The 25,401-nt window shown below is 59.2% G+C and carries 26 protein-coding genes; 19 read left to right on the top strand and 7 right to left on the bottom strand.

What is annotated here, in order from left to right:
• Positions 1-30: 30 nt before the first annotated feature.
• Together metK and priA are read left to right on the top strand one after the other, a co-directional pair.
• Positions 31-1,308 (top strand): methionine adenosyltransferase, encoded by a 1,278-nt coding sequence (metK, locus tag E5334_RS07180; RefSeq protein WP_136012913.1) that lies wholly within the window; start codon positions 31-33, stop codon positions 1,306-1,308.
• 247 nt (positions 1,309-1,555) lie between these two features.
• Complete coding sequence (gene priA / locus E5334_RS07175) at positions 1,556-3,856, top strand: replication restart helicase PriA (RefSeq protein ID WP_136012912.1); 2,301 nt, start codon at positions 1,556-1,558, stop codon at positions 3,854-3,856.
• Here priA and E5334_RS07170 read toward each other — a convergent pair.
• From E5334_RS07170 to E5334_RS07155, 5 genes are all read right to left on the bottom strand, one after another.
• On the bottom strand, positions 3,849-4,679 hold the full coding sequence (locus tag E5334_RS07170; RefSeq protein ID WP_275438986.1) for an aldo/keto reductase: 831 nt from the start codon (positions 4,677-4,679) through the stop codon (positions 3,849-3,851). The two genes, priA and E5334_RS07170, sit on opposite strands and share 8 nt — an antisense overlap.
• Positions 4,673-4,888 carry a hypothetical protein gene (locus tag E5334_RS08830; protein WP_275438978.1) on the bottom strand — a complete coding sequence of 72 codons (216 nt, stop codon included), beginning with the start codon at positions 4,886-4,888 and terminating at the stop codon, positions 4,673-4,675. The genes E5334_RS07170 and E5334_RS08830 overlap by 7 nt, the downstream gene beginning before the upstream one ends.
• 154 nt (positions 4,889-5,042) lie before the next feature.
• Positions 5,043-5,315, bottom strand: coding sequence for a helix-turn-helix transcriptional regulator (locus E5334_RS07165; RefSeq protein WP_136012911.1), 273 nt, complete (start codon positions 5,313-5,315; stop codon positions 5,043-5,045).
• 112 nt (positions 5,316-5,427) lie between these two features.
• Entirely contained in the window at positions 5,428-5,712 is a 285-nt protein-coding gene (locus E5334_RS07160) for a Txe/YoeB family addiction module toxin (RefSeq protein WP_136012910.1), read from the bottom strand.
• Positions 5,699-5,980 (bottom strand): type II toxin-antitoxin system Phd/YefM family antitoxin, encoded by a 282-nt coding sequence (locus tag E5334_RS07155; RefSeq protein ID WP_136012909.1) that lies wholly within the window; start codon positions 5,978-5,980, stop codon positions 5,699-5,701. Before E5334_RS07155 ends, E5334_RS07160 begins: the two co-directional genes overlap by 14 nt.
• Before the next feature lie 186 nt (positions 5,981-6,166).
• On the opposite strand from E5334_RS07155, the gene E5334_RS07150 reads away from it, so the two are divergent.
• The 4 genes from E5334_RS07150 to E5334_RS07135 all read left to right on the top strand — a co-directional run bounded on the left by E5334_RS07150 (position 6,167) and on the right by E5334_RS07135 (position 12,263).
• The gene (locus E5334_RS07150) at positions 6,167-6,760 is read left to right on the top strand and encodes a recombinase family protein (protein ID WP_136012908.1); all 594 of its coding nucleotides are present in this window, start codon (positions 6,167-6,169) and stop codon (positions 6,758-6,760) included.
• Between the two features lie 202 nt (positions 6,761-6,962).
• Complete coding sequence (locus tag E5334_RS07145; protein WP_136012907.1) at positions 6,963-7,631, top strand: SAM-dependent DNA methyltransferase; 669 nt, start codon at positions 6,963-6,965, stop codon at positions 7,629-7,631.
• Positions 7,624-9,156, top strand: a complete 1,533-nt coding sequence (locus E5334_RS07140; protein WP_136012906.1) for an Eco57I restriction-modification methylase domain-containing protein — start codon at positions 7,624-7,626, stop codon at positions 9,154-9,156. The genes E5334_RS07145 and E5334_RS07140 overlap by 8 nt, the downstream gene beginning before the upstream one ends.
• Positions 9,157-9,158: 2 nt before the next feature.
• The gene (locus tag E5334_RS07135) at positions 9,159-12,263 is read left to right on the top strand and encodes a GIY-YIG nuclease family protein (protein WP_136012905.1); all 3,105 of its coding nucleotides are present in this window, start codon (positions 9,159-9,161) and stop codon (positions 12,261-12,263) included.
• A 335-nt stretch (positions 12,264-12,598) separates the two neighbouring features.
• Here E5334_RS07135 and E5334_RS07130 read toward each other — a convergent pair whose 3' ends face one another.
• Positions 12,599-13,651 (bottom strand): Fic family protein, encoded by a 1,053-nt coding sequence (locus E5334_RS07130; protein ID WP_136012904.1) that lies wholly within the window; start codon positions 13,649-13,651, stop codon positions 12,599-12,601.
• Positions 13,652-13,850: 199 nt separating this feature from the next.
• Here E5334_RS07130 and def point away from each other — a divergent pair, with 199 nt between their 5' ends.
• From def to E5334_RS07115, 3 genes are read left to right on the top strand one after another with little or no spacing between them, the layout of a single operon-like run.
• The gene (gene def, locus E5334_RS07125) at positions 13,851-14,402 is read left to right on the top strand and encodes a peptide deformylase (RefSeq protein ID WP_136012903.1); all 552 of its coding nucleotides are present in this window, start codon (positions 13,851-13,853) and stop codon (positions 14,400-14,402) included.
• Positions 14,403-14,411: 9 nt separating this feature from the next.
• On the top strand, positions 14,412-15,335 hold the full coding sequence (gene fmt / locus E5334_RS07120; RefSeq protein WP_136012902.1) for a methionyl-tRNA formyltransferase: 924 nt from the start codon (positions 14,412-14,414) through the stop codon (positions 15,333-15,335).
• 3 nt (positions 15,336-15,338) lie between these two features.
• A complete protein-coding gene (locus E5334_RS07115) occupies positions 15,339-16,775 on the top strand; it encodes an RsmB/NOP family class I SAM-dependent RNA methyltransferase (RefSeq protein WP_136012901.1) in 1,437 nt (478 codons plus the stop codon).
• Between the two features lie 140 nt (positions 16,776-16,915).
• Here the strand turns inward: E5334_RS07115 and E5334_RS07110 are convergent, their stop codons facing one another.
• Positions 16,916-17,161 (bottom strand): FmdB family zinc ribbon protein, encoded by a 246-nt coding sequence (locus E5334_RS07110; protein ID WP_136012900.1) that lies wholly within the window; start codon positions 17,159-17,161, stop codon positions 16,916-16,918.
• A gap of 91 nt (positions 17,162-17,252) precedes the next feature.
• Here E5334_RS07110 and E5334_RS07105 point away from each other — a divergent pair, with 91 nt between their 5' ends.
• From E5334_RS07105 to E5334_RS07060, 10 genes are all read left to right on the top strand, one after another.
• Positions 17,253-17,918, top strand: coding sequence for an HAD family hydrolase (locus tag E5334_RS07105; protein ID WP_167604342.1), 666 nt, complete (start codon positions 17,253-17,255; stop codon positions 17,916-17,918).
• On the top strand, positions 17,915-18,604 hold the full coding sequence (locus E5334_RS07100; protein WP_136012898.1) for a thiamine diphosphokinase: 690 nt from the start codon (positions 17,915-17,917) through the stop codon (positions 18,602-18,604). Before E5334_RS07105 ends, E5334_RS07100 begins: the two co-directional genes overlap by 4 nt.
• Positions 18,605-18,760: 156 nt before the next feature.
• Positions 18,761-19,132 (top strand): VOC family protein, encoded by a 372-nt coding sequence (locus E5334_RS07095; RefSeq protein ID WP_136012897.1) that lies wholly within the window; start codon positions 18,761-18,763, stop codon positions 19,130-19,132.
• Between the two features lie 79 nt (positions 19,133-19,211).
• Entirely contained in the window at positions 19,212-21,275 is a 2,064-nt protein-coding gene (locus E5334_RS07090) for an ABC-F family ATP-binding cassette domain-containing protein (protein ID WP_136012896.1), read from the top strand.
• The gene (locus tag E5334_RS07085; protein ID WP_136012895.1) at positions 21,268-21,558 is read left to right on the top strand and encodes a hypothetical protein; all 291 of its coding nucleotides are present in this window, start codon (positions 21,268-21,270) and stop codon (positions 21,556-21,558) included. Before E5334_RS07090 ends, E5334_RS07085 begins: the two co-directional genes overlap by 8 nt.
• Positions 21,559-21,567: 9 nt before the next feature.
• Positions 21,568-22,248, top strand: a complete 681-nt coding sequence (locus tag E5334_RS07080) for a site-2 protease family protein (protein WP_136012894.1) — start codon at positions 21,568-21,570, stop codon at positions 22,246-22,248.
• Positions 22,249-22,251: 3 nt separating this feature from the next.
• Positions 22,252-23,202, top strand: a complete 951-nt coding sequence (locus E5334_RS07075) for a segregation and condensation protein A (RefSeq protein ID WP_136012893.1) — start codon at positions 22,252-22,254, stop codon at positions 23,200-23,202.
• Positions 23,199-23,900 (top strand): SMC-Scp complex subunit ScpB, encoded by a 702-nt coding sequence (gene scpB, locus E5334_RS07070; RefSeq protein ID WP_136012892.1) that lies wholly within the window; start codon positions 23,199-23,201, stop codon positions 23,898-23,900. Before E5334_RS07075 ends, scpB begins: the two co-directional genes overlap by 4 nt.
• Positions 23,893-24,729 (top strand): pseudouridine synthase, encoded by an 837-nt coding sequence (locus tag E5334_RS07065; RefSeq protein WP_265592230.1) that lies wholly within the window; start codon positions 23,893-23,895, stop codon positions 24,727-24,729. Before scpB ends, E5334_RS07065 begins: the two co-directional genes overlap by 8 nt.
• Complete coding sequence (locus tag E5334_RS07060; RefSeq protein WP_136012890.1) at positions 24,726-25,379, top strand: histidine phosphatase family protein; 654 nt, start codon at positions 24,726-24,728, stop codon at positions 25,377-25,379. Before E5334_RS07065 ends, E5334_RS07060 begins: the two co-directional genes overlap by 4 nt.
• Positions 25,380-25,401 lie beyond the last annotated feature (22 nt).

The following is a 25,401-nucleotide window of genomic DNA, read 5'->3' as shown; positions in this document are numbered from 1 at the left end:
CTAAGTCTTTAAGCTGCAGAAGGAGTAGCAATGGCGAGCAATGTCACCTATTTCACCTCTGAGAGCGTTACAGAGGGCCATCCTGACAAGATTTGCGACCAGGTGTCGGATGCCATCCTCGACGCCATTCTTGCCAAAGAGACCGATCTTCAAAACAAGGGCTATGTGTCTCCTTCGGGCAAGCCGGCAAACGTGGATGATGTGCGTTGCGCCTGCGAGACCTTTGTGACCACCGGTACCGTGCTTGTGGCGGGCGAGATCCGCACCCAGGCCTACGTGGACGTCCAAAAGATCGCCCGCGACGTGATCCGCAACATCGGCTACGACGACCCCAGCTACGGCTTTGATGCAGATACCTGCGGCGTCATCAACATGATCCACGAGCAGTCCCCCGACATCGCCATGGGCGTCGACGAGTCTTTTGCCGCTCAGCGCGGCGAGGCCGAGGAGGACATCGACCGCGTGGGCGCCGGCGACCAGGGCATGATGTTTGGCTATGCCACAGACGAGACCCCGGCCCTCATGCCCATGCCTGCCTATCTGGCCCAAAAGCTGGCTCTGCGCCTGGCAGAGGTGCGCAAGAACGGCACTGTGCCCTATCTGCGCCCCGACGGCAAGACCCAGGTGACTGTCAAATACGAGGACGGCAAGCCTGTGGCGGTGACCGCCATCGTCATCTCCACCCAGCACGATCCTGAGGTGGAGTCCATGGACACCATCCGCAAGGACATGATCGAGCAGGTCATCGAGCCGGTATTCGCCCAAGACAACATCGACTGGCAGGACGCAGAGATCTTTGTGAACCCCACCGGCCGCTTCGTGGTGGGCGGCCCCATGGGCGACACCGGCCTTACCGGCCGCAAGATCATCGTGGATACCTATGGCGGCATGGGCCGTCACGGCGGCGGCGCCTTCTCCGGCAAGGATGCCACCAAGGTGGACCGCTCCGCTGCTTACGCCGCCCGTTGGGTCGCCAAGAACGTGGTGGCCGCCGGCCTTGCCAACCGCTGCGAGGTGGAGCTGGCCTACGCCATTGGCGTCTCTCGCCCCATCTCCGTGCTGGTGGACACCCATCACACCGGCGTCGTGCCCGACAACGTCATCGAGCAGGCCGTCAAAGAGGTCTTCGACCTTCGCCCCGGCGCCATCATTCGCGACCTCAAGCTGCGCCGTCCCATCTTCCAAAAGACTGCCGCCTACGGTCACTTTGGCCGCCAAGACGCAGACTTCACCTGGGAAGACACCAACAAGGTGGAGCAGCTCAAGGACGCCGTCGCAAAGATTGAGGCCGCCCGTCTCGAAGCCTAATCACCTCGCACCTTAGAATCCGTGATTCTGCACGTCTCGCCCACAGATATGGGCTAGTCTTTAGACCCCCAAAGCACTCCGGTGGCTTTGGGGGTCGTTTTGGTTAAGCTGTCAAGTCACGTACCAAGGGCTCTTGGCTATTCTGGAATTCCAAGATGCCGAGAAACCCGTGCCGCCACCTGTATCACTTCAGCTATTGAGCTGGTATCTATAAGATCTGCGACATCCCCTGTGAGAGGAAACGTTTGTGGCCCAGTATGCCTCCATAGTGCTCGACATCCCCACAAGGGCTCTGACCAGCACCTATGACTATCGTGTCCCAGAAGGGCTGGGGTCTCAGGTGCAGGTGGGTTCCACGGTGTTGGTGACGTTTTCTGGCCGTGCAGCGGTGGGCTATGTCACAAACCTGTCAGACCAGGTGAGCCCCGGCGTCAATCCTGGCAAGCTACGCGATATCGAGAGCGTGCTTGCGAGCCCGGCATTCGATCAGACGGCGGCCCAGGTCGCGCTCTGGATGGCTCAGGAGTATGCCGCTCCTCCTTCGGCCTGCCTGCGGCTGCTGCTGCCGCCAGGACAGACGGTGAAGGTGCATAAGAGTCAGGAAGGCGGTCCTTGGGAGCTCATCAATGAGCAGGTGAGCGCCCCTGATGCCCGCTGGGTAAGTTTGACCAATGATGGCAACGATTTCACCCCGCGCAAAAATGCCAGCCGCCAAAGAGAAGTGTTGGCTGCCTTGGCAGAGGGTCCCCAGCGCTTGGCAGACCTTAAAGCTCTGATTCCTGGAGCCGCCAGCGTGGTGACCAACCTGGCCAAGCGCGGCGTGGTGGCTGTAGAAACTCGCACTTATGCTCGCGGTATGGAAACCACTACGCTCTCCAGTGCCAAAGCATCACGACCTGCAGCGCTTACCCAAGGTCAGATGCAGGCCGTCGCAGCCATAGAAGAGGCTCGCCAAAGCGCCAATGGGGACGTGGTGCTGGTAGACGGCGTCACAGGCTCCGGCAAAACCGAGGTCTATCTCCAGGCCATCGAGTCCACCTTAGCCGCAGGCCAGGGGGCCATCGTGCTGGTCCCCGAGATCTCGCTAACCGCCCAAACCGTAGGCCGCTTCCGCAGCCGCTTTGGCGACCGAGTGTCCATCTTGCACTCCCGACTCTCGGTAGGGGAGCGCCGTGATCAGTGGGAGCGCCTGCGCACTGGCGAAGCCCAGGTGGCGGTAGGTGCTCGATCGGCGCTTTTTGCGCCCATCCATAATTTGGGTCTCATTGTGGTGGACGAGGAACACGAGCATTCCTACAAGCAAGATCAAGCCCCTCGTTACCAAGCCCGCGATGTGGCAGCCCAGATGGCCCGTGAGCGTGGAGCAGCCCTCGTTTTGGGCAGCGCCACTCCCTCTATGGAGGCCATCCAGCGTGCCCAAGAAGGCAGCTGGCGTGGCACCCGCTGGACGCGCGTGGCCATGGAAGAACGTCCGGGTACCTCCCAGCTTCCCAGCGTGCGCATCGTTGACATGCGCCGAGAAGGTTCCAAGGGAGACGGCTCTCCCTTCTCACCTACGCTGGCCAAGGCGCTCAAAGAGAACTACCAAGCCAAACGCAAATCGGTGCTGCTGCTCAACCGCCGAGGCTTCGCCAGCTTCCTCATGTGCCAGGACTGCGGCTGCGTACCCGAGTGCCCCCATTGCTCCACAGCGCTTACCTACCATGAGCGCACTCATGAGCTGGTGTGCCACAGCTGCGGGTCCAGCTGGTCCATCAACGCCTATCCCAATCCCTACACCCACTGCCCTTCCTGCGGCAGCCGCTACCTGGCCGCCTATGGTGTGGGCACTCAGCGGGTGGAAGACGAGCTTGCGCAGCTTTTGCCCGGCGCCCCCATCATTCGCATGGATGCCGACACCACCAAAACCAAAGGCGCCCATCAGGCGCTGCTGGAAGAGTTCGACGCAGCAGAGGGCGCCGTGCTCATTGGCACCCAGATGATCGCCAAAGGCCTCGACTTTCCCGAGGTCACTCTGGTGGGCGTCATCAATGCCGACACTACTTTGAAGCTTCCCGACTTCCGCGCCGGCGAGCGCACCTACGACCTATTAGAACAGGTGGCTGGGCGCGCCGGCCGCGGCCAGGAAGCCGGACAGGTGATCGTTCAAACCTACTGGCCTACCCACCCTGCCATTACCTCGGTGGCAAGCCATGACCGCTATGGGTTCCGCTCATGGGAGCTGGCCCAGCGCCAAGAGGCCAGCTATCCGCCCTTCGCCCGCCTAGGAAACATCACGGTTTCTGGCACCAACGGCCGTCATGTACAGCAGGTGGTGCAAGACATCGCTGCTCAGTTACGCCAACGCACGCAAGATCTAGCTGGCTGGCAGATCCTCGGCCCTACCGAATGCGTAAAGGCCAAGGTCAAAGACCGCTACCGATTCCACGTGCTCATCAAAGCTCCTGCCACCGCAACCCTTGGCCCACTGCTGGCCGAGACCTGTGCGGCAGTGAACACCAAAGGTGTTTCTGTAGCTATCGACGTGGACCCCTACGACTTTATGTAGTCAGCCTTGTAGGATTAGCCTCCTCATTGGCATAGAGTGCCATGATGTCCTCGTCGGTACGATTGCCATGAATCTCGATGGCTGCCAGCGCATCATCAAGCGCTTCAAGCTCGCTGGCGCTCAACCTCACTACCGCGGCCCCCAGGTTTTCTTGCAACCTGTCTAGTCTGCGTGCTCCAGGGATTGGCACTACAAAGTCATGGCGGTCGAGCATCCATGCCAGGGCAATCTGGGCCTTTGTTGCGCCCTTCTTAGCCGCCACTTGATCCAGCAGCTCCAGCAACGGCTCATTAGCCTCCATGTTTGCTTTGTTATAGCGCGTGATGCCACGGCGCACATCGTCACCCAAGTATTCAGATTGCTCTTTGGGTGCATACTTACCCGATAAGAACCCTTCGCCCATTGGGGAGAAGGCCACAAAGCCGATGCCCAGCTGCCCACAAAGCGGAATCACTTCACTCTCAAACATGCGCTCCATCATGGAGTATTCACTCTGAACCGCCGTAAGCGGACAGGCTCCATAGGCTAGCTTGATCTCCTCGGGAGTCGACTGCGATTGGCCCCAGCCATGAATCAAGCCTTCATCAGTCAAACGCCCCATGACTTCAGCTACCGCCTCGGGTGAAATAGTGTGATTCATCCGATGCTGATAGTACAAATCGACATAATCTGTCTCCAAGCGCTTCAGCGAAGCCTCCAAATGCTCGCGAATCACGCCATAGAGATCATATTTCACACGACTATCCATCGTAGTCTCTGGAATATGCAGCTTGGTTGCCACCACAACCTCAGACCTAAAGGGTGCCACCGCTTCGCCTACCAGGCGCTCGTTGTGGCCACTGCCGTAGCCCTCGGCAGTATCAAAAAGCTGTAGCCCATAGCATGGGCGCGGCGGATAAGATCCACCGACTCGTCCCAGTCTGGTCCAGGCCCATAACCATGGCTCAATCCCATGCAGCCTAAGCCCACTGCAGAGACTTCAAGAGGACAAGTAGCGCCAACACCTAGCGTGCGAGAAGGAATCTGCACCATAAGAGCCTCCTGTGCCTGAAAGCCGCCTGATTTGGCCCTAGTTTAATCACGCATCAAATATGATCTGCTTCTCATCCAGCACACTCGCAAAAAGCTCCTGTTCACGTAAGGAAATGCTTAACTACTTCGGCCTGCTCACCCTCTGCGGCAGACTTTAAGGCGCTCTTGCCCGTCTATAATCCGTCTCATAGGGATCCACTGCATCAATGACACGATCCGTGAGCGCAAAGGCATTGCAAATATTAAGGAGAGTCGCCAAGCTCACCGATGGATCTCCATTCTCTAAACGAGACAACGTAGACCGAGAAACTCCCGCCATATCAGCAAGTTCATCTGAAGTAATGGTCTGAAGTCTTCGCCAATCGCGTATGGATTGCTCTATGTCTTTAGCTGCTTGGCGAGTTCTAAAGGGAAGAGCTCGTTTCATGATCTACCTAATGTCGCGAATATGATACGGAATCAAGGTAGGTGTATCAAATAAACGACGTAAAAGGCGTGCCCATAAAGTATGGCCGCTAGGTTGGGAAAAGATTATCTCGCTAATAATGGTCGCGTAAAGAGAGGAAAAGCACGCAATCATCCTCAGGCTTATACACCAGACGGTTTTTATGGTCGATTCGCCTAGACCACAAGCCCGATAAGTCTCCTTTTAGTGGCTCCGGTTTTCCTATGCCTTCGAAAGGAGTTCGACATATTTCTTCTACTAATCGATTAATTCTTCGCAATGTGGCTTTATCACCTGCTTGCCAAGAAAGATAATCTTCCCAAGAATCAGTCGTCCAAACTTTGTGGCGTTCTTTCTGACTACTCCTATTCACAGACATTTGAGATATCCATATCATCAATTAAGTCATGAATAAATACATCTCCTGATGCAGCCGAGGCTACTCCTTTGAGTATTTTCTGATGGAGCTCTGGATTCTCGTAGATTCTTAACGTTTCCATGAGGGAGTCGTATTCAGAAGCATTCATTACTACGACATTTGAAGTCGGATCTTGGCTCGTGACAAGTATCTCGCAGGCATCATCACGAGTCTTATCAAGGTATTCCCGCAAATTGCGTCGAAACCCTGAGTAGCTTACACATTCCATATATAACCTCCTATATGTATACTGCTTATATTGTACCAATATATGTACAACATTTCACCTTTATCATGTGAACCTCAATCCAAGTCTATAAAATAGAACAAATGTACGCTATACTAAGTATCACCTCCTCCCCAGGATTGGTTTTCAGGCCAATCCAGCCTCTTAGTGCTCGTAGGGGAGGGCTGTATGGCTTCGCGTTTATTTGGCTATGCTCGTGTTTCTGCTGCAGATCAAAACCTTGATAGGCAGCTCGATACTTTTTCTAAACTGGATCTTGATGAGATAGTCACAGACAAGGCCAGTGGAAAGAACTTCGATCGTCCAGGGTGGCGCTCTCTAATACGGAGACTTAAACCAGGTGATGTGTTGTACGTCGCCAGTATCGATCGTCTTGGTCGCAATTACGATGAAATTCTGAGTGTTTGGCAGGATCTCACCCATGAGCGAGGTGTGGACGTGGTGGTGTTAGACATGCCTTTGCTAGATACACGTAATACCGTTGGTGGTCTCACGGGTAATTTCTTGTCCAATATTGTTTTGCAATTACTTGCATACGTTGCTCAAATGGAGCGAGATAAGATTCGCGAACGCCAAGCCCAAGGCATTGCTGCTGCTCGGGCCCGTGGCAAACATTTGGGGAGGCCTCGAATAGAGCAACCACCCACTTATACATTTGTCAAAAATGCCTTTGACCAAGGGGAGATAACTCGCAAAGAAGCCGCCCAGCAATTAGGAGTGAGTCTTTCTACCTTTGATAGCTGGCGACGCCAAGAAGCTTAATAGGATTAGATGTGGAGGTAGGGTTTCTGCGACCTACCGAAAGGTGTGCCTTTCCAGCGAAGCTAATCAATGTGATAATTCATGTATTCAGCTGCAGTTTGCGTGGCAAGAGGTCTCTAAAAAAGGTGTGGGGAGAGGTATTTAAAAGGCACACCTTTTCAAAGCCTAGGCCTCCTGCCGCGCCTGTTCAAAGGGCGAATAAGTGGGAGAGGGTCAGGTCAAATCGCGCCGGCGCGTGGTGGATCATGGCGAAGTTTTTACCGCGGAGCGCGAGGTAAACGCCATGCTCGACATGGTGAGGCAGGAGACTGAACGCATAGACTCCCGGTTTCTCGAACCGGCGTGCGGTAACGGCAACTTCCTCGCCGAGGTGCTCCGCCGCAAGCTCGCCGTGGCGACCCGGCGGTGCAGGCGCGACGCCGCCGTCTGGGAGCGCGACGCATTCGTCGCCGTTGCGAGCCTCTACGGGGTGGAGCTGCTCGAGGACAACGTCGCGGAGTGCCGCGACCGGCTTCTCGGCATCGTCACCCAAGAGTGGGAGCGTGTCTGCGGACGCTTCGGCAGCCCCGAGTTCCTCGATGCCATCGCCTTCGTGCTGTCGCGCAATATCCAGTGCGGTGACGCACTCACCATGAAGACGGCGCAAGGGGAGCCCATTACTTTCTCCGAGTGGTCCCTCGTCTTCGGCGACAAGGTCAAGCGCCGCGACTACCGGCTTTGCGACCTTCTGGAGAACCAGGAGGAGACGCCGAGCCTGTTCCCATCCACGGGGACGGCGTGGGGTGTCGAGGAGGGGACGAACGTCCGTCTCGCCCCCGTCGTTGCCGAGTTCGCGCCCACCTCGATCTTCGGGGTGGTGGACCATGGCTGACCTCTTCACGGAGACCTACAACCCCGACGTCTTGAGCTGCTTGGCCAACCTGTCAAACGACGAGGTGTTCACTCCTCCCGAGGTGGCCAACCAGGTGCTCGACATGCTGCCGGACGGGATCTGGGAGGACCCGGACGCCACGTTCCTTGACCCCGCGTGCAAGAGCGGCATCTTCCTGCGCGAGATCGCGAAGCGCCTGATCACAGGCCTGGAGGGCAGGATCCCCGACCTCGACGAGCGTTTGGAGCACATCTACAAGAAGCAGCTGTTTGGCATCGCCACCACCGAGCTCTGCAGCCTGCTGTCGCGTCGCAGTCTCTACTGCTCCAAGTACCCCAACTCCAGGTACTCGGTGGTGCGTTTTGACATGGCCGAGGGCAACGTGCGCTACCGCCGCACGCATCACACCTGGAAGAACGGCCGGTGCGTGTGGTGCGGGGCGGCGAAGGTCAACTACGACAGGGACGAGAGCCTCGAGCAGCACGCATACGAGTTCATCCACCCGACGAACCTGGAAGAGATCAAAGACATGAAGTTCGACGTCATCGTTGCGAATCCACCTTATCAACTCTCTGATGGTGGTGCGCAGGCGAGTGCAAGTCCTATATATCAACTATTTGTAGAGAATGCTATAAAATTCAATCCGAAATACATTGCAATGATCATACCGGCAAGATGGTATTCAGGCGGGAAAGGTCTTGGTTCGTTTAGAAATGAAATGCTGACTAGTATGCAACTGGCGGAGCTGCATGATTATCCGATAACTTCTGACTGCTTTCCTGGGGTCAATATTCGAGGCGGTGTTTGCTACTTTCTTTGGGACCGGGATAAGAGTAGTAGTAAAGTTGATGTGTATACTCACCAAAACGGTTCTGTCGAGATGAATGCTCGTGAGTTGGATTATGATTCTAATGGCATCTTTATTCGCTACTACGAGGCGCTGAGCATTCTTAAGAAGGTAAAAGAAGATCCAAACTTTATTAGCATGGAAAAATGGATTTCGCCTCGTAAGCCTTTTGGTCTTGACACTTCATTTGTTAACAGCCAGCACTTTTATAATCGTGAGCGGTCGGATCATGACTGTGTACGATGCTATGGGCGAGGGAAGAAAGTTGGTTATATAGCTCAGGAGCAAGTTGAATCTCATAAAGAGTGGATACCGCTTTGGAAAGTATTTACTCCTAGAGCAAATAATATAGGTACCGAGCTGCCAGACGATAATATGAATGCGTTTGTTGGTGCTCCGGGATCTGTATGTACGGAGTCGTATGTTGTGGTAGGGGCTGGACACATTTCCTCGGAAGAACAGGCAAAGTCATTATCTTGTTATCTAAAGACAAAGTTCGTTAGATTTTTACATAGCCTGGCAAAAGTGAGTCAAGACGCAACGGCGAAGACCTACCGTTTTGTGCCAGTCCCTCATTCTCTGGATGATTCTCTGGATGATGAGATGCTCTTTGATATTTATGGGTTAACTGATTCAGAGCGATATTTTATTGTTAATACAATTAAAGAGATGGTCTAGCCATGCCCGCCGCCAACCTGCTTCCCGGGCGTCCTAGCACCGAGCCGGTCATCTACGCCTACAGCGAGCCCAGCAACCCCGAGCTCTCCGGCCTCCTCAAGGTGGGCTACACCAGCCGCACCGTCGAGGAGCGCATGCACGAGCACTATCCCACGCTCAAGCCCGGCATCAAGCCCTACCACGTGGAGTTCGCGGCTCCGGCCATGCGCGCCGACGGCACCACCTTCATGGACCACGAGGTGCATCGGGTGCTCGTGGACGAGATGAGGATCCGTCGCAAGCGTGACGACGCCGGCAAGCTCACCGAGTGGTTCGCCTGTTCCGTCGGGGACGTCCAGGTGGCCTACAGCGCCGTGCGCGACCGCACCCAGGCGGTCAGGGGACGTCCAAACTCCTTCGCCATGCGCCCAGAGCAGCTCGCGGCCGTCGAGAAGACCGAGAGGTACTTCCGCTTCCTTGACGGCGAGGCCACGGACCGCACCCCCAAGTTCCTCTGGAACGCCAAGATGCGCTTCGGCAAGACCTTCGCGTCGTACCAGCTCGCCCGCCGCATGGGGTTCAAGCGCGTCCTCATCCTCACCTTCAAGCCGGCGGTCAAGGCGGCGTGGGAGGAGGACCTCAAGACGCATGTGGACTTCGAGGGCTGGCAGTTCATCAGCCGCCCCGCACGACCCGGCGACCCCGACATCTCCCGGCAGTACGAGGCTGCCGACAAGGACCGGCCCATCGTGTGCTTCGGATCGTTCCAAGACTTCCTCGGCAAGGGCAGGAACGGGGCCTTCAAGCCCCAGCACGAGTGGGTGCGCACCGAGGACTGGGACCTTGTGATCTTCGACGAGTACCACTTCGGCGCCTGGAATGAGAACGCGAAGGGCCTCTTCTCGCAGGAGGACGATGACGAGCGTGACACGGGCCCACAGGATACCGGCATCGGCAAGGTCAACACCGGCAACGGCATCGACGAGGGCGACCTGCCCATCTTCACCCGCTACTACCTGTTTCTCTCGGGTACGCCCTTCCGCGCCCTCAACTCCGGTGAGTTCATCGAGGAGCAGATCTACAACTGGACCTACTCCGACGAGCAGGCCGCCAAGGAGGCGTGGCCTGCGGAGCATCCCGGGACCCCTAACCCCTACGAGGCGCTGCCCCGCATGGTCATGCTCACCTACCAGATGCCCGAGGACATCCGCCGCGTGGCGCAGGGCGGCGAGTTCAACACCTTCGACCTCAACGTGTTTTTCGAGGCCACGGGGGAGGGTGACTCAGCCAAGTTCGTGCTCAAGGACTCCGTGCAGAAGTGGCTCGACCTTATCCGTGGCGCCCACGGCCCCTCCACTGTGGGCGACCTCAAGCTGGGTTCCGAGCGTCCTGCCATGCCATACTCTGACGCCCGACTGCTCTCCATGCTCAACCACACCCTCTGGTACCTGCCGCGGGTGAGCAGCTGCTACGCCATGCGCAACCTCCTGCGCGAGCGGCAGAACACGTTCTTCCACGATTACACGGTCAACGTTTGCGCCGGCTCCGAGGCCGGCATGGGCGAGGTCGCCCTAGACAAGGTGCGTGCCTCCATGGATGACCCGCTGGAGAGCAAGACGATCACACTCACCTGCGGCAAGCTCACCACCGGCGTGACCGTCAAGCCGTGGGGCGGCATCTTCATGCTCACCAACATGCGGAGCCCGGAGACCTACTTCCAGGCGGCGTTCCGCGTGCAGTCACCGTGGACGGCCGTCGACGACGACGGGCGGGTGCAGGTCATCAAGCGGGAGGCGTACGTCTTCGACTTCGCGTTGGACCGCAGCCTCCGCATGGTGTCCGACTACTCGGTGCGCTTGGATGTGGAGAGCGACGTGGGCCCGGAGCAGAAGGTGGGGGAGTTCATTGACTTCCTGCCGGTCCTCGCCTACGACGGCTCGACCATGCGTGAGGTGAGCGCGGCTGAGATCCTCGACATGGCTATGGCCGGCACCTCGGCCACGCTGCTGGCGCGCCGGTGGGAGAGTGCCCTGCTCGTCAACGTGGACAACGCAACGCTCCAGCGCATCATCGACGACGAGCGGGCCATGGACGCCATCATGGGCATCGAGGGCTTCCGCGCCCTGGGCGACCATGTGCTCGAGACCATCGTCAACAAGAGCGAGGCCGTCAAGAAGGCCAAACGCGACAGCGAGGGCGACCTCACCCCCAAGGATAAGAAGCAGCTCACTCAGGAAGAGAAGGAGGTCCGGAGCAAGCGCAAGCTCGTGCAGGAGAAGCTCATCAAGTTTGCCACGAGGATCCCCGTCTTCATGTACCTCACCGACTACCGCGAACAGACGTTCAAGGACGTCATCAGGCGCTTCGAGTCGGGACTGTTCCAGAAGGTGTGCGGGCTCACGGTGGAGGACTTCGAGCTGCTCGTCTCGCTCGGCGTCTTCAATGACGCCCTCATGAACGACGCCATCTACAAGTTCCGGCGCTATGAGGACGCGAGCCTCGAGTATGCAGGCGTAAACCGGCACGCCGGCGAGCGCGTGGGTCTTTTCGACACGTCGCTATCTGAGATCGACTATCTGCAGGCGGCGCAAGAGGAATCCATGATCACCCCCAGTGGTCGCGAACATCGCATCCATACAGAGGCACCCGAGCCCATTAGTGCTGGTGATGTAGTTGTAGCTACAGTCGGAGAAACCGTAGCTGTGCCCAGGGACTGGATTACCTCGGAATTTGCTTCAGATAATGTCCCCTTCGTTGACCGTCGTGAAAAGGACGGCAACCTTTGGGTATTCGGGGGTGCTGAGCTGCGTCCGCGTATGCAAGGTCTTAAAGACAGAGGAGTAGAGTTCACCTTCTCGGCACGTGGCTCCAAAGCTACAGGCCATCGCCCTGGCTGGTGGCTTAAGGGTTGGCCAGCAGAGGTTGAGCAAAAACCTGCAGCTTCCAAAGTGGACGAAGCTGCGCTCGATGCTCTCGAGCCGGGCGACACAGTGTTCCACCGGGCCTTCGGCTACGGCGAGGTGTGCAAGGTAGATCGCGATCGAGGAAAGATCGTCATATTCCTTGATGGCAAAGAGCGCATGTTCCAATTCCCAGGCGCGTTTTACCAAGGGCTACTCACTTTATGATAGATAATTTAGTTGGATTTGAGCGTTTACTGTTGCAACTTGCTAGTCACACAAAAACATTTAAAATTGAAGTGGTTAACCTTCCTCCCAAGGTGTGTCTAGAAAGACCTTCAGCTGCGGAACTAGATCCTTGTACCTGCAATCCCTCCTTTGACAAGAATGGAGCGCCTATACTTCCTAGCGACTGGGATGACGATGAGGACAACTTTCCTTTCTAATTAATAATTAAAAATAAAAAAGCGATCAAACAGAAACGCCAGCTTCTCCAGCAACTGCTTCGGCGTGACACCGAGCGCTCCTGTCGAAGTGGCGGCGGTGAATATAAGGTCCCTTTTTTAGCGTTCGCCTTTCCAAACGTAGGCAGAGGACTTACCAGCGCCTAGTAGAGCGATTAGGCCGTCTCGTCTGGCCTCCGCGAGCGTTCGTTTGACTGTGATCTCGGAGATATCAGGCAATGCGTTGAGAATGTCCTTTTTTCTAAATGGGGCCTGGCGAGACGCCATGAATGCAATGACTTTCTGGGTCTTTGATGCTGCGGTATCATTCTGCTCTCTGATTTGACGCAAAGCCTCCCGCTGGCACTCGATCACAGTTTCGAGGTGGAAGCAAAGGAATGGCTTGAGATCTGAAATGTTCTCGTGCCAACCCACTGAAGATGCTTGCAGGGCATCGTAGTACTCTTGGCGTCTACGTTCGATGATAGCCTCGATGGGAGAGTAGAGTACGGCGTCGTAGCCGTCTTTGAGGAGTAGGAGTTGGGTCAAAATTCTGCTCATGCGCCCATTACCATCTAAAAATGGATGAATACAGGTGAAATCCAGCACGAAGGCCCCGCAAAGGAGGAGAGGGCTTATGATGCCACTTTGGCGGGTCTCAGACCACGCATGGCAGAGTTCTTTTACGGCATCTGGAGTGCGACTTGCGGATACAGGCTTAAACCTGGTGAACGCCTTTCGATCTGTGGCGACCTCGGCGATGATGTTGTCGCTGTCCTTGAAGTGCCCGCCTAGGGAATCGCCGCTTCTTCGATAAAGGTCACGATGCAACTGAAGGATTAAGTTGTCAGAAACTTCCATGGCGCGATAATTCTCCTGAACGAGAGCAAGGGCATCGCTGTAGCCGGCGATTTCTCGTTCGTCATGAGTATGCGGTGTGACCGTTCCTTCTGCTACGGCGATGCCACGGTCTGGTGTGGTTCGGATTCCCTCGATGGCGTTGGATGCGAGGGTACTTAAGATTCTTGCACCGGATGCCATAGACGGAAGAGAGGTTGGTGCTTCTTCTGAAGAAGTTTTCCAAGCACCACGATTCCGCTCCGCTTCGGTAAGAAGCCGAACGATGGTGGGATCCAGCGCAAGCTCCGGCCAGTGGTACTCATAACGGTGCATGGAGATCCTTTCGGTATCATTGAGCAGAATACGGTATCATAATACAAGAAAATGATACCGTATATCCTTCCGTGATATCACTCCCGGTTGCACGTCCTTCTCGGCAGAGAGAGGGATTGCCATATCTCATGGCTTTTCTTAAGAGAGGGGACGAGGTGGGTAAAATGGAAGGGAGAAAAGTTAGACCACAAGGAGCGTTATGGCTGCTAAAGATTCTATGCTTGATGAGATTGTGCTGATGGGCGACCCCGTCCTCAAAGGGGAGACGGAGCCCATCGAGACCATTGACGACGAGGTCAAAGAGCTGGCCAACCATATGCTGGACGTCATGTATGCAGCAGAGGGCTGCGGGTTGGCAGCGCCGCAAATTGGCAAGTCGGTGTCCATGGTGGTCATCGATTGCGATTGGGGCGATGGCACGGCCAAGAATCCCTACGTGCTTATCAACCCCCAAATCATCGAGGCCGACGGCGAGCCTATGATGGGCTCGGAGGGGTGCCTGTCGTTCCCGGGCATCTCGGTGGATGTGGAGCGTCCCAGCCACGTGGTGGTCCATGCACAGAACCTCGACGGCGATACCATGCGCTACGAGGCCGAGGGCTCGCTCATGGCCCGCTGCCTGCAGCACGAGATCGATCACCTGCACGGCGTCACCATGCTGGACCATCTGGGCCCCATGGCCCGCATGAAGGCAAAAGGCCAGGTAGAGGCCGCTATCAAAGAGGGCGTGCGCCCCGGCGAGACTGACTAGGAGATCCCCATGCGCGTGCTGTTTATGGGCACTCCCAACTTCGCGGTGCCTTCGCTGGAAGCCCTGAACAAAAACTTTGATGTGGTGGCGGCTGTTACTCGACCAGATGCCGTGCGCGGCCGTGGCAAAAAGCTGGTGCCTTCCCCTGTCAAAGTTGCAGCTCAGGAGCGTCAAATTCCGGTGATTGAGACTTCGCGCATCACCCCGGAGGTGCTCCAGCAGCTCAAAGATCTCGCCCCCGACGTCATCTGCGTGGCAGCCTACGGCGCGCTTCTGCCCGACAGTGTTATGGAGATCGCCCCCACAGTGAACGTCCATGGGTCGCTGCTGCCTCGCTGGCGAGGCGCCGCTCCCATCCAACGAGCCATTCTGGCAGGCGACGAGCGCGCGGGCGTCTCCATCATGCAGGTGGTCCATGAGCTGGATGCTGGAGACTACAGCCTTACCGGTTCAGTGGAAATTGCCGATAAACCCGCCCCCATCCTTATGGACGAGCTGGCACAGTTGGGCGCAGACCTGCTGGTGGATGCCCTTAACGCCATGGAAGCCGGAACACTTGAGTGGCAGGCTCAGGATGAGTCGTTGGTGACCTACGCCCAAAAGATCGCCAAGCAGGAGATGGCGCTGGACCCAGCGCTCACTGCCGCAGACAATGCACGCAAGGTGCAGGCATCCATGGATGCGGCGCCTTCTCGCGCGGTGGTGGCCGCCAAAGCCTTGCGGGTCATGAGGGCACGGGTTTCTCGGCAACCGGAGGCGGCCAATATAGCCGCTGGGCAGGTGGCTCTGGTGCATAAAGCACTGCTCTTGGGTTGCAGTGATGGGGCGCTGGAGCTCCTTGAGGTGAAGCCCGACGGCAAGCGCGAGATGGACGCGGCTGCCTGGGCGCGTGGCTTGCATGATGTGAAGAATGCTACCTGGGAGAAGATCTAGCCTATGGCCTCCTGCGCTCCTGCGAGAAAAGTGGCGTTGACGGTGGTGTCCAGGGCGAGGCGGCGGGATGCCTACGCTCGCGAGCTGCTGCGCGTGGCGCCGGAGATGACTCGGCTTTCGCTTAAGTCGCGGGGGCTTGCGTCTCGGTTGGTGCTGGGCACCTGCGCCTGCGTGGGGCAGCTGGACGATGTGCTGGACCGCTATGTGGCAAAGCCTAAGGGTTTGCAGCCTCGGGTGCGGGATGCCTTGCGGCTGGCCTGCTTTGAGCTGCTGCATTTGGACACCGCCACGCAGGTGGCGGTCTCTCAGGGCGTGGAGCTGGTGCGTGACGTGGCGCCTCGGGCAGCGGGGTTGGCCAATGCGGTGCTTCGCCGTGTGGCGGCAGAGGAGCGGCCGCGGGTGCGCGCCGCGAAGGACGCAGTGGAAGCCTGCGTGGCCAATGGGGGAGTCATAAGCGACGAGCTGTTGGCGGCGGCTTCGGGCATGCCGGAGTGGCTGGCCGCCACCATCAAGGCGTCTTGGGGAGACGTGAGAGCGGCTCAGGTGGCCTTGTCCCAGTTGGAGCCCGCTCCGGTGTGGGTGGCCACCAACACGGGAGTCACTACGCCCGAGGCAGCCTTCGCCAAGCTCCAAGAGGCGCAAACGGCGCCGGTGCCCATTGCGCTGCCGGGATCGTTCTTGCTGGAGAAGCCCGCGGCGCTCAATGGCAGCGGGCTTATTGGCAGCGTGAATGTGGTGGTGAGCGATCTGGGCTCGCAAATGGTGAGCCGCATTGGAGCTCCGCAGCCGGGATCCAGCCTGCTTGAGGTGGGTCAAGGCCGCGCCACCAAAACGCTGCTGTTGGAAAATGCGGCGGCTTCGCTGGGCGGCGCTGCCTCTATCGTGGCGGTAGATGTATCAGAGTCTAAAGTGCGTCTGGCCACCGAGCGTGTGAGCCACGGCTGGGAAGCCTCGGTGCTCTCGCTTGCCTACGACGCCACTAAACTGGCAGACTCCGCGTTGCCTCCAGAGCTAGATCGCATCTTTGATACAGTGTTTTGCGATGTGCCTTGCTCGGGCACGGGCACCATGCGCAGGCATCCAGAGATTCCCTGGACGGTCAAGCAAGAAAACTTGGGACCAACAGGGCTGCCTCAACTCCAATGGTCCATCCTCTGTGCCGCCGCCCATCGCGTAAAGGCAGGAGGCACGCTCGTCTACGCCACCTGCTCCATCTGCACTCAGGAAGACCAGGCGGTGCTGGACGCCTTTTTGAATACGCCGCTCGGCAGCCAGTTCGCGGTGGCCAATGTGTGCGATGCTCCCGGTGTGGCAGGGGCGCCCGAGCCCTTCCAAGAGCTGGTGGCCTCCCACACCACCCCTGAGGGTTACTTCTGCAGCATGCCGGCGCTTTTGGGGCCAGACGGCCACTTTGCCGCCAGGCTCATTCGGCGCTCCTAGGCGCTTGCGAGTGCGGGTGTTTGCGGATCCATAAATAGGCGCCGCTGCTAAGAACCGCTTCCTACGTGAGAGGGAGGCGTTTTTTAGCAGCGGCAGGCACGGCGCAGCGTGTGGGAAGCCAGGTTGGCTGGCGCAGCGGGTTAGCTGGCGCAGTGGGAGCAATCGCCGCCGGAGCAGCTGTCGCAATGGCTGGCGCTCTTGGAAGAGGAGTCTCGCTGGTCAGTGTTGTAAAAGCCGCTGCCGGTAAAGGCGATGGCGCTGGGCTCGAAGACGTGCTCGCACACCTCGCCGTCGGCAGGGCACAGGATCTCCGGCTTCTCTCCCATAGGGTGCTCCACCTCGAAGATGAGGCCGCATTTGGGGCAGCGGTAGTCGTAACGTGCCATACCAGTCCTTTCATAAAAGTTCTTAAACCCTCTCAAGATACCCCTTTGAGCTACAGTTCTTAAGAGACGGATGCGCAAGAGAGGGAGTTCTATGGACATTCAAGGAATGATATTTGACATGGACGGCACCTTGTTGGACTCCATGGGCATGTGGCGCACCATCTTTCCTGACTATTTCTCTCGCTATGTCTCCCCAGAGCAGGCCGAGGCCCATATGGCAGAGGCTGAGACCATGAACATGGACACCTCCCTGGCGCTCTTTGTAAAGACCTACTCTGTTCCCGCCACGGTCCAGGAGCTCAAGCGTGGGCTCATCGCCCGAGCTAAAGAAGGCTATGCCGCTCAGAAGCTCTTGCCGGGCGCCAAAGGCTTCTTGGACCAGGTGGCTGCCGCGCACATCCCCATGGCCATCGCATCATGCACAGAGCTTGAACTGGTGAACTATGCCCTGGACTGCTTTGGGCTCACCGGTTACTTTGATGCGGTTTTCTCGGCATCTATGGGCTACCCCTCCAAGAGCTCGCCCGACATCTATCTGGCCGCCGCAGAGGCCCTAGGCACAGATCCCGGCGTCACGTTGGTGGCAGAGGATGCCCTGGTGGCTGCCGCCTCTGCCAAGGGCGCGGGCTTCGAGACGCTGGGGCTCCACTGGCCGTCCAGCCGTTTTAGCCCCCAGGACATGGGCGAGGTCTGCGACGTGGTGCTCACCTGCGGCTGGCCGGGAGTCACTTTCGACGCCCTGCGCTCCCTCTCATGAGCGCTGCGCCCGCTGAGCCTGAAGCCCTCGTTGTCCTGGTAGCGGGCTCGCCGGAGCCCACGGATTTGGCGCGTGTGGCCCAGCTTTGCAGCCAGGCTCGCTACGTCATCGCTGCCGATAAAGGCTACTCCTGGTGTCGTCGCGCACAGGTGGTGCCCCAGCTTTATGTGGGGGACAGCGACTCGGTGGAGCCGGCCGATTTGGCTGCCTTGGAATCCAGCGGCGTAGCCCGGGTGGACCTCTCCTGGCACAAGGACATGACAGACTTGGAAGTGGCCTTTGAGCAAGGCGAGGCCTGGGCTGTCCAGAGGGGCGCGTCCCCGCATTTTGTAGTGCTCTGCGCGTTGGGTGGCCGGCTGGACCATGAATTGGCGGTCTTGGGAACCTGTCGGCGTTATAGCCGCTGGGCTATCGATCTTATAGGCGCCACCCAAAAGGTGCAGCTTGTCGCGCCGGGGGCTCGCGAAGAAGTGAGGGTGGGGGAGCCGGGAGAGGTGCTCTCTGTGGTGCCTCTGGCAGACAACACCTCCATCTCTGAGGAGGGCTTCGAGTGGCTGCTGGACCACCACGTCATGGATGCCCTGAGCGATCGGGGGATTTCCAATATCGTGCGAGCTTCTGCAGGTGCCGTGGTGAGGTGCCACGGAGGCTGCGCGGCCGTCATTCAAAGCTTGCGGGAGCGCTAAACTAAAAGTTCATGGCCATTTGGGGCTGTCGGCTTGTGTGGGCTGGGCAAGCACGGGTGCGCATAGGGGGATGCCTTCCTTTTTTTTGTCGGGCACGGCTGTTGCTGCATCTCTGGCCATAGATAGACAACCATCGACGGGCAAGGAGGCCGCCCTATGGATACGCAAAAGACACCCCAGGAGCTCTTTGGCCTGAGGCTCGCCCACGTGGGCATCAATGCTGCCGATGAGGTGGAAGCAGCCGCGATCGCCCAGCTCTTCTCCTGCCTCATGGGCCTGGAGACCCGTGAGACGCCGGTGTCGCTCTTTAGCGACACCATGGTGGAGATCATGAAGCAGCCGGGCCGCGGCGAGCGCGGCCACATCGGCTTTCATGTGGACGATATTCCCGAGGCAGAAAAGTGGTTTGCTGCCCGCGGCTTTGCCATCGACGAATCCAGCCGCCGCCTTCTGCCTTCAGGCGAGACCCAGCTGGTCTACTTTGAGCAGCCTATCGGCGGCTTTGCCATCCATCTCACCTGTGACTAGCAAGGGCTTGCGGCCGGGCTTCTCGGCAGCCCTAAGGCCTTCCTGCTTGGGTACTTACTATAGAAAGTGATTTAGCTCCGTGATCCTTCTCATCGACAAAGTGGCCAAGTCCTTTGGCCCTCAGGCGCTCTATTCCAACGCAACCATGCAGCTCAACGCAGGCGAGTCCTGGGCTTTGGTGGGCCCTAACGGCGCCGGCAAGACCACGCTGCTAAAAATTGTGATGGGCTTGGAGACGCCGGACGAGGGAACCGTCGCCTTTGCCAAGGGCGCCACGGTGGGCTATCTGGAGCAGGAGGCCCAACTGGCCGGCAAGGACACGGCCCTTGAAGAAGTGATGTCTTCTGCCACAGAAATCCAGCACTTGGGCGAGCGCATCTCAGAGCTGGAGCTTGCCATGGCTTCCGAGAAGGACCCCGTTCGCCTCCAGCAAGCCATGGACGAGTATGGGCGCGCCCGCGACCGCTTCGAGGCGGCCGGCGGCTATGAGCTGGAGAGCCGGGCCAGGCAGATCTTGTGCGGCCTGGGCTTTCCGGTGGAAGACCTGGACAAGCCGGCGCTGGAGTTTTCTGGCGGCTGGCAGATGCGCATCTCGCTGGCCAAGCTTTTGCTGCGCCACCCAGACGTGCTGCTGCTGGACGAGCCCACCAACCACCTGGACCTGGAAAGCGTCCAGTGGTTCGAGTCGTTCTTGTCTTCCTACGACGGCGTGGTGCTCATCGTCTCCCACGACCGCGCCTTCATGGATGCCTGCGTGGACCACGTGGCAGCCCTGGAGAACCGCCAGCTGCGCACCTATACGGGCAACTACTCCGACTACCTGCGCCAGCGCGAGGCCAACCTGGAGCAGCTGCGCGCCAAGCGTGCGGCTCAGGAGCGCGAGATCAACCACATGCAGGTCTTTGTGGACAAGTTTCGCTACAAGCCCACCAAGGCCAAGGCGGCCCAGGAGCGCATGGCGCGCATCGAGGCCATCAAGCGCGAGCTGGTGGTGCTTCCCGAGCAGTCCAAAAAGGTGCACTTCAGGTTCCCTGAGCCTCCGCGCACCGGCGACATGGTGGTCAAGGTGGACCACGTGCGCAAGGCCTTCGACGACAACGTGGTCTACGAGGATGCAGACCTCACCCTCTACCGGGGCGACCATGTGGCCCTGGTAGGTCCCAACGGCGCAGGCAAGTCCACCCTCATGAAGCTCATCTGCGGCCATCTGGCGCCCGACGCCGGCTCCATCGAGCTAGGCAAAAACGTGGAGCTTGCCTACTATGCCCAGCACCAGCTGGAGGAGCTCAACCCTGCAAACACCGTGCTGCAAGAGATCGACGGCGTGGCTCCCAGCTGGACCACCTCCCAAGAGCGCCAGCTTTTGGGCGCCTTCCTGTTCCACGGCGACGATGTGGAGAAGCGCGTCTCCATGCTTTCCGGTGGCGAGCGCGCCCGCTTGGCCCTGGCCAAGATGATCGTGTCGCCAGACCCGCTGCTCTGCCTGGACGAGCCCACCAACCACTTGGACATCGACTCGGTGCAGGTGTTAGAAGAAGCCCTGGTGGAGTTCGACGGCACCATCGTGCTCATCTCCCACGACGAGCATCTGGTGCGCGCCGTGGCCAACAAGATCGTGGATGTGCGCGACGGCCAGGTGACTGTCTACGACGGCGACTACGACTACTTCTTGTTCAAGCGCGCCGAGCTGGAGGCCCGCCGGGCCGAGGAGGCTGCCGCTGGGGACACGAGCATTGCCGCGGGCTCTCGCAACGTGGTGGCCATTGGCGCCAAGGCTCCTAAAGCTGAAGGTGGCCAGGGCGAGTCCTTGTCGGCAGCCGAGAAGGACGCGGCCAAGCCCGCTGGACGCAACGTGAAGACCAAGGAGCAGCGCCGGGCCGAGGCCGAGGCCAGAAACGCCCGCAACAAGAAGCTGGCAGGCACCAAGAAGCGCCTGTCCCAGGTGGAAAAGGCGCTGGCGAGCTCCCAAGCCCGTTACGACGAGCTTATGGCGCTCATGGCCTCAGAAGAGCTCTACAACAATGCAGAGAAGTTCGACGAGGCCATGAAGGAGTATTCGGCCCTCAAGAAGAAGCTTCCGGCGTTAGAAGAGGAGTGGCTGGAGCTCTCCGCCCAACTGGAGGAGGCGCAGCAGGATGATTAGGCGTCTTTTCTCGGCGCTTTTCAGAATGGTGGCCTATCTGGCCCGCATCGTAGCCATCCTTCTCTCTGGTTTGGTGGTCATCTTGTGCTTGGGCACTGCCACCAATCTAGGGGTGGTGGGGGTCATCATGACGCTCAACGGCATGGTGCCCTCGGCCATCTCGGGCATGCTGGTGATCCCCACGCCTTTGGGCGGCGCCTTTCGCGGCGACTTCGCGCTTTTGGCCATCGCCCTCTTTGTGGTGGATTGGGCCTGCCTGCGCATCGCCTCGGCGCTCAGGTAGGGAGGGGCCATGGGATTGTTTAGTGTCTCTGCCGTCCTTCAGGCTGCCATCACCGTGCTGGTGGTGATGCTGGCCGCCACCATTCACGAGGTGGCCCACGGCTATGTGGCCTACCTCTGCGGCGACCCTACCGCCAAGGAGGCTCACAGGCTGTCGTTGAACCCTCTGCGCCATATCGATCCTTTTGGCTCTCTCATCCTGCCCTTCATCATGGTGCTTCTGGGAGGGCCGGTCTTTGGCTATGCCAAGCCGGTGCCCTACAACCCTTATCGGCTGCGCAAAGTGCCTCGGGACGAAGTGTTGGTGGCGGTGGCGGGCCCTGCCTCCAACCTGCTGCAGGCGGCGGTGGCGGCCCTCGTCTTCCATGGGCTTTATGACTTTGCACCCCAGGTGCTCAACGGCGCGCCCATCGTGCTGGAGATCCTTCTTGATTACGTATGGGTGAACCTCATCCTGTGCTTCTTCAACCTCATTCCCTTGCCCCCGCTGGATGGCTCCCATGTGATCACTGCCTTTTTGCGGGGGCGCGCCCGGGCCGCCTACGACCGCATCCAGCCCTACACCATGGCCATCCTGCTGGTGGTGCTCTACATGCTGCCGGAGTTCTTCCACATAAGCCCCCTTTCCAGCTACTTTGATGTCACCGCAGGGCCCATCTACGACCTGCTGATCTTTGGAGGGCTGGCCTAACCCATGTCTTATCATGTGCGCACTCAAGCCTTCTCTGGCCCCTTCGACTTGCTCTTGGCCCTGGTGAACCGCCAGAGGCTCGACATAGGCGCCATCTCCATCGCCCAGGTGGCAGACCAATACCTGGCCGAGGTGGAGTCCATGGGTCAGATGGATCTGGAGGTTGCCTCAGACTTTGTGTTGGTGGCCTCCACGTTGCTGGAGATCAAAGCGGCCTCCCTTTTGCCTCAAGAAGGGGAGAAGCTTACCTCGTTGGACGAGGAAGACGAGGACTTTGAGGATCTGGATCCCCTCCAGAGCCGCGACGTGCTGGTAGCTCGCCTTATGGCCTACAAGCAATTTCGCAATGCCGCGGCTGCACTGGGCGCCCGCATGGAGCTGGAGGCCCGCATGCATCCGCGCACCGCGGGGCCAGACCCGGAGTTTTTGGGCATCATGCCGGACTTCTTGAAAGACGTCACCCTCTCTGGCCTGGCGGTGCTCTGTGCAGACTTGGACTCCCGTCGCGAGTCTATGCTGCTGGAAGCCGAGCACATCGCCCCCAAGCGCCTGCCTGTGGCCCTTACCGTGGCCTCGGTGGACCGTCAGGTGCGCTCTCGCAAAGCTCTCACCTTTGACGATCTTTTGGCAGGGTCGCGCAGCCCGGAGACCGTGGTGGTGACCTTCTTGGCGGTGCTGGAGCTTTTTAAGGCCGGTGCCATCACGGTGTCGCAGCAGGAGCCTTTTGGCGATATCGCCATCGCCCACATCGAGGGGGCCGCTCCCTACGAGCCCCCGGCAGAGGCGGTGGCAGAGATAGAGAACACCCTCCAAGAAGCCGTCGAGCGCGACGAGTTGGAAGCCTTGGGCGAAGAGGCGCTGGCAGACAAGCTGGCTGCGCTGGCTCAGGCGACCCATCGAGAAGCCGCATTGGAAGACCTGGCGGCGGCCTTAGAAGAAAGCGAGGAGCAATGACAGAGGAGCTTTCGGCCCTTTCTGACGACTCTCTCAAAGGATGCATCGAGGCGCTGCTGCTGGTCTCGGTAGACCCGTTGCCTGCCACTACAGTCTCCCGCATCCTTGGGATCACCCCCGGCGAGGCCGTAAGCGCCTTGGCAGACCTCTCCGCCGAGTACCAGGATGCCAACCGCGGCTTCCAGCTGCGTCAAGTGGCAGGTGGCTGGCGTCTGGCCACCCATCCGGCCTACCACGACCAGGTAGAGGCTTTGGTGGCTTCCTGGGACACCCGCAAGCTCTCCCAGGCAGCTCTAGAGACTCTGGCGGTCATCGCCTACCATCAGCCGGTGAGCCGCGAGGGCATCCGTGCGGTGCGCGGCGTGAACTCCGACGGCGTGGTGGCCTCCCTCATGGACAAGGGCCTGGTGCGAGAGGCAGGCCGCGAGCGCGACAGAGGCCACGCCGTCCTTTACGGCACCACCCAGGCCTTCCTGGAGCGCTTTGGCCTGGCATCCATCAAAGGCCTGCCGCCCTTGGAAGACTTCGCTCCCGACGAGGCCTCCCGCCAGTTCATCTTGGAACGCCTGAGTGGAAGGCCCGCCATGGTGCCTCTGGACGATGAGGACGAGCTCGAAGATGCCGAGAAGGACGAGCCCTCAGAGTCCCTCTTCTCTGCGCTCTTGGACCCGGAGGACCAGGAGGACGATGATGAGTGAGGCTCCTGAGAGACCCAAGGACCATCCTCGTACCATGCGCCTCCAGCGCTTCTTGGCCCGGGCGGGCGTGGCCAGCCGCCGAGGCTCAGAAAACCTCATGACTGCCGGGCGCGTGCAGGTCAACGGCCAGGTGGTGACCCAACTTGGCTCCAAGGTGGATCCTGCCAAAGACGTGGTTACCGTCGACGGGGTGCGCTACGACCTGTCCTCGAAGCCGGTCTCGCTCATCTTGAACAAGCCCCCTCGCATGATCACCACCATGGATGACCCCAAGGGGCGCGCCTGCGTGGCAGATATCATCCCCAAGGACCGTTATCCAGGGATCTTCCCGGTGGGGCGTCTGGACAACGACACTACGGGCCTCCTGCTCTTCACCACCGATGGCGACCTGGCCCAGGCGCTGCTCCATCCCTCCCAGGAGAAGCCCAAGACCTACCTGGCCCTCATACAGGGGGCTTTGAGCCCTAAAGCTATCACCCAGCTGGAGGCTGGCGTTGAGTTGGAGGACGGCATCACCGCTCCGGCGGCCGTTGAGCCCATGGACCCTCAAGACCCCAGAAGGGCCAAAGTAGCCCCAGATGGGGTGCCTGCGGGCTTCTCGGTAGTGGCCCTGACCATTCATGAGGGCAAGAAGCACCAGGTAAAAAGGATGTTTTCTGCGGTGGGCCACCCGGTGGCGGCGCTCCATCGCGAGAGTTTTGGCCCGCTGGAGCTGGGAGAGTTGCCCCAAGGCCGGTGGCGTCTGGTGACTCCGGACGAGCAAGCGGCCCTCGACATGGTGGTAAAAGCTGCTTCAGAGGAAGTTTCTGGCTGGAAGGATCGCTCATGAGCGAGGTTCTTTTTATGCGCCACCCCGAGACACTGGGAAATGTGGCCAATGTCTATTCGGGGCGCGTGAACGTGGAGCTCTCAGACGCGGGTGCTCGCCAGTGTGCTCGGGCGGTGCAGGCGCTGGTGGCCTGGAAACCCGATCGCATCATCACCTCGCCCTTGGTGCGCTGCCGCTCCATCGCCTACGGAGCGGCCCTCTGCCTAGGGATGCAGCCTCAGGTGGATGAGCGCTTGATCGAGATCGACTTTGGCGCCATAGAAGGGCTCACCTCTGTTGAGGCCAAAGAGTTGGGCTACCGCTTCCCCTGGCCAGTAGATGCTCAAAGCCGATCACATCCAGCGCCACGGGGCGAGTCCTTCGAGCAGATTCTGGGGCGTGCCCAGAGCTTTTTGGACGTGGCCGCCCGGTTCCAAGGGCGTGTGGCCTGCGTCACCCATGGCGGCTTTACTCGGGCTCTTTTGGGCGCTGCCTATGGGATGGATCTGGACCGCTTTTGGGACATGGTCATAGGCAACGTGTCCTCTCAGATCTTTGTGGGCAGAGGAGACGGCTCGCCTCTGCAGTTGGCAGCCATGGGCTTAAGCCCCGAGGAAGTGGCGGCTCGCGGCTGCGCCTATGCAGCCCTCGTGGATGGGCCTCACAACTAGTAACGGGGTAGGATACTTAAGA

Origin of the sequence: Muricaecibacterium torontonense (assembly GCF_004793925.1) — a bacterium.
Lineage (GTDB): Bacteria > Actinomycetota > Coriobacteriia > Coriobacteriales > Atopobiaceae > Leptogranulimonas > Leptogranulimonas caecicola.
The sequence above is the reverse complement of the archived record's forward strand: the minus strand, read 5'-3'. Positions and strand labels throughout refer to the sequence as shown.

What these genes read in the sequence shown, in the direction of transcription:
- metK (WP_136012913.1), top strand. Translation starts at nt 31, where the DNA reads ATGGCGAGCAATGTCACCTATTTCACCTCTGAGAGCGTTACAGAGGGC.
- E5334_RS08830 (WP_275438978.1), bottom strand. Translation starts at nt 4,888, where the DNA reads ATGGTGCAGATTCCTTCTCGCACGCTAGGTGTTGGCGCTACTTGTCCT.
- E5334_RS07165 (WP_136012911.1), bottom strand. Translation starts at nt 5,315, where the DNA reads ATGAAACGAGCTCTTCCCTTTAGAACTCGCCAAGCAGCTAAAGACATA.
- E5334_RS07160 (WP_136012910.1), bottom strand. Translation starts at nt 5,712, where the DNA reads ATGTCTGTGAATAGGAGTAGTCAGAAAGAACGCCACAAAGTTTGGACG.
- E5334_RS07155 (WP_136012909.1), bottom strand. Translation starts at nt 5,980, where the DNA reads ATGGAATGTGTAAGCTACTCAGGGTTTCGACGCAATTTGCGGGAATAC.
- E5334_RS07150 (WP_136012908.1), top strand. Translation starts at nt 6,167, where the DNA reads ATGGCTTCGCGTTTATTTGGCTATGCTCGTGTTTCTGCTGCAGATCAA.
- E5334_RS07140 (WP_136012906.1), top strand. Translation starts at nt 7,624, where the DNA reads ATGGCTGACCTCTTCACGGAGACCTACAACCCCGACGTCTTGAGCTGC.
- E5334_RS07135 (WP_136012905.1), top strand. Translation starts at nt 9,159, where the DNA reads ATGCCCGCCGCCAACCTGCTTCCCGGGCGTCCTAGCACCGAGCCGGTC.
- E5334_RS07130 (WP_136012904.1), bottom strand. Translation starts at nt 13,651, where the DNA reads ATGCACCGTTATGAGTACCACTGGCCGGAGCTTGCGCTGGATCCCACC.
- def (WP_136012903.1), top strand. Translation starts at nt 13,851, where the DNA reads ATGGCTGCTAAAGATTCTATGCTTGATGAGATTGTGCTGATGGGCGAC.
- fmt (WP_136012902.1), top strand. Translation starts at nt 14,412, where the DNA reads ATGCGCGTGCTGTTTATGGGCACTCCCAACTTCGCGGTGCCTTCGCTG.
- E5334_RS07115 (WP_136012901.1), top strand. Translation starts at nt 15,339, where the DNA reads ATGGCCTCCTGCGCTCCTGCGAGAAAAGTGGCGTTGACGGTGGTGTCC.
- E5334_RS07110 (WP_136012900.1), bottom strand. Translation starts at nt 17,161, where the DNA reads ATGGCACGTTACGACTACCGCTGCCCCAAATGCGGCCTCATCTTCGAG.
- E5334_RS07105 (WP_167604342.1), top strand. Translation starts at nt 17,253, where the DNA reads ATGGACATTCAAGGAATGATATTTGACATGGACGGCACCTTGTTGGAC.
- E5334_RS07100 (WP_136012898.1), top strand. Translation starts at nt 17,915, where the DNA reads ATGAGCGCTGCGCCCGCTGAGCCTGAAGCCCTCGTTGTCCTGGTAGCG.
- E5334_RS07095 (WP_136012897.1), top strand. Translation starts at nt 18,761, where the DNA reads ATGGATACGCAAAAGACACCCCAGGAGCTCTTTGGCCTGAGGCTCGCC.
- E5334_RS07085 (WP_136012895.1), top strand. Translation starts at nt 21,268, where the DNA reads ATGATTAGGCGTCTTTTCTCGGCGCTTTTCAGAATGGTGGCCTATCTG.
- E5334_RS07080 (WP_136012894.1), top strand. Translation starts at nt 21,568, where the DNA reads ATGGGATTGTTTAGTGTCTCTGCCGTCCTTCAGGCTGCCATCACCGTG.
- E5334_RS07075 (WP_136012893.1), top strand. Translation starts at nt 22,252, where the DNA reads ATGTCTTATCATGTGCGCACTCAAGCCTTCTCTGGCCCCTTCGACTTG.
- scpB (WP_136012892.1), top strand. Translation starts at nt 23,199, where the DNA reads ATGACAGAGGAGCTTTCGGCCCTTTCTGACGACTCTCTCAAAGGATGC.
- E5334_RS07065 (WP_265592230.1), top strand. Translation starts at nt 23,893, where the DNA reads ATGAGTGAGGCTCCTGAGAGACCCAAGGACCATCCTCGTACCATGCGC.
- E5334_RS07060 (WP_136012890.1), top strand. Translation starts at nt 24,726, where the DNA reads ATGAGCGAGGTTCTTTTTATGCGCCACCCCGAGACACTGGGAAATGTG.